The 2,749-nt window shown below is 67.3% G+C and carries 2 protein-coding genes; both read right to left on the bottom strand.

The genetic code is table 11. The features are described from left to right. Window positions 1–670: ABC transporter substrate-binding protein (locus ACRDUX_RS21885; protein WP_526416438.1), on the bottom strand; the 670-nt coding region annotated here is incomplete at its 3' end. 74 nt (window positions 671–744) lie between these two features. Further along, window positions 745–2,649 (bottom strand): translational GTPase TypA, encoded by a 1,905-nt coding sequence (gene typA / locus ACRDUX_RS21880; RefSeq protein ID WP_526416436.1) that lies wholly within the window; start codon window positions 2,647–2,649, stop codon window positions 745–747. Window positions 2,650–2,749 lie beyond the last annotated feature (100 nt).

Here is a 2,749-nt window from a genome sequence, read left to right as displayed (position 1 = left end):
GACCCCCGGTCACCGGAAGCGCCCGCACCAGCCCGGCGGCGAATCCGCCGGGCACGTCCTTCACGATGTGCGCGGGCAGCAGGTCGTTGAAGAGCTCCCGCCATGCCGGGTACGGCTGGGAGAACGTGACGACGGCGGTCTTGCCCCCGTCGACCGACTGGACGCCGGTGATGAGGTCATAGCCCGCGGGGTCGACGACACCCGGCGCACTGACCATCTGCCGCCAGAGATACCAGTAGTCGTCGGCCGCGATCGGTGCGTTGTCCGTCCACTGCGCCTCCGGCCTGATCTTGTAGGTGACGGTGAACGGACCCTCGCTGGTCACGTCAGCCGACTCCAGCAGGGTGGGGTCGAGCTCCCACCGCGAGCCCGTCGACGACGCGGGGTCGGGTATCGGCCGGAACGAGCTCGGCAGGACCAATGACGAGATGGCCGCGTTCACCGGCGACTGGTCCGAAAGCAGATGTGGGTTGAACCCGGCGCCGATCGAGTCGATGGCCATGATGATCTGCGTCGCCTTCAGCGGCGGCGGTGGTGTGCTCTGCGTCGTCTCGGTGCTCTGCGGGGCGGGCGGCGGGCTGACGGTGCATGCGGCGATCAGCAACAGCGTCGAGGTCAACGAGGCGACGATGCTGGCGAGTCGTCGCAAGTTCGTCGGCACACCCTTCAGGGTATCGACAGCACCCGGAGCCGCATGCGGCCGGCGACATTCAAGGAGCCGCCCACGGCCGGCGACATGCAAACTCAGTTGCGGGTCTTCTCGCGCGCCTTGGTGCGCGCCCGGGTGGTCGCGTTCAGCTCCGCCTTGCGCACCCGCACGAATTCCGGGGTCACCTCGACGCATTCGTCGTTCGCGCAGAACTCCATGGCCTGTTCGAGGTCGAATTCCAGCGGCCTGTCCAGGGTCACGAAGACGTCTGCCGTCGCCGACCGCATGTTCGTCAGCTTCTTCTCGCGCGTGACGTTGACGTCGAGGTCCTCGGCGCGCGGGTTGATCCCGACGACCTGGCCCTCATAGGTGTCCTGGCCGGGTTCGACGAAGAACTGGCCCCGATCCGAGAGTTGGATCATCGCGAACGGCGTCACCGTGCCGGTGCGGTCGGACACCAGTGAACCGGTGTGGCGTGCCCGGATCTCACCCGCCCACGGCCGGTAGCCGTCGAACACCGCATTGGCGATACCCGTGCCGCGGGTGATCGTGAGGAAGTCGGTGCGGAAGCCGATGAGCCCGCGGCTCGGCACGATGAAGTCCATCCGCACCCACCCCGCTGCGTGGTTGGCCATCTCCTCCATGCGGCCCTTGCGGCCCGCCATCAGCTGCGTGATGGCGCCGACGAACTCGTCGGGGCAGTCGATCGTCATGGCCTCGTACGGCTCGTGCAGCTTGCCGTCGATGGTCTTGGTGACCACCTGCGGCTTGCCGACGGTGAGCTCGAATCCTTCGCGGCGCATCTGCTCGACGAGGACGGCCAGCGCGAGCTCGCCGCGGCCCTGGACCTCCCACGCGTCGGGCCGGTCGATGTCGACGATCTTGATCGACACGTTGCCGATCAATTCGCTGTCCAAACGGTTCTTGACCATCCGGGCCGTCAACTTGTGCCCGGACACCTTGCCCGCCAGGGGCGAGGTGTTGGTGCCGATGGTGACCGAGATCGCCGGCTCGTCGACGTGGATGCGGGGAAGCGCGTGCGCGTGCTCGGGATCGGCGAGGGTGTCGCCGATCATGATCTCCGGCATACCCGCCACGGCGACGATGTCGCCTGCGATGGCCTCGTCGGTGGGACGGCGGTCGACGCCCTCGGTGGCCAGAAGTTCGGTGATCTTGGAGTTGGTCACGACGGGGACGCCGTCGACCTCACGCATCCACGCGACGGTCTGCCCCTTGCGGAGCTTGCCCTTGTAGATGCGGATCAGCGCGAGGCGACCCAGGAACGCCGAGGCGTCGAGGTTGGTCACCAGAGCCTGCAGGGGAGCTTCCGGATCGCCCAGCGGCGCCGGAATGTGCTCGAGCAGCACGTCGAAGAGCGCGTCGAGGTTCTCGCCCTCCGGGTTCTCGCCGTTGGCGGGCTCGATCAGGCTGGCGATACCGGCCCGCCCGGACGCGTACAGCGTCGGCAGGCCGAGGGCGTGTTCGGCGGCCTTCTGTGCCTCGTCGTCGAGATCGGTGGCCACGTCCAGCAGAAGATCGTGGCTCTCCGAGACGACCTCGGCGATCCGGGCGTCGGGACGATCGGTCTTGTTGACCACCAGGAGCACCGGCAGATGCGCGGCCAGCGCCTTGCGCAGCACGAAGCGGGTCTGCGGCAGCGGGCCCTCGGAGGCGTCGACGAGGAGCAACACGCCATCGACCATCGAAAGACCGCGTTCGACCTCGCCACCGAAGTCCGCGTGACCCGGGGTGTCGATGACGTTGATCACCGTCATGCTGCCGTCCGGGTGCTGGCGGTGCACGGCGGTGTTCTTCGCCAGGATGGTGATGCCCTTTTCCTTCTCCAGGTCACCGGAGTCCATCAAACGCTCGACCGTATCGTCGCCTCGGTGCGAAAGTGCACCGGACTGCCGGAGCATGGCGTCGACCAGGGTCGTCTTGCCGTGGTCGACGTGAGCGACGATGGCGATGTTGCGGATCTGCTTTTTCGAGTGGGGCATGGCGGCGTCCGGGCGGAAAACGAGGCGAAACAAGGTACTCGCCGCGCCGCGCGTTGACAACCGCGAGCCGCTCAATACGTGATCAATCGACGAGGCGCTG

Origin of the sequence: Mycobacterium sp., from assembly GCF_050701675.1 — a bacterium.
In the GTDB taxonomy this organism is placed as follows: Bacteria; Actinomycetota; Actinomycetes; order Mycobacteriales; family Mycobacteriaceae; genus Mycobacterium.
The sequence above is the reverse complement of the archived record's forward strand: the minus strand, read 5'-3'. Positions and strand labels throughout refer to the sequence as shown.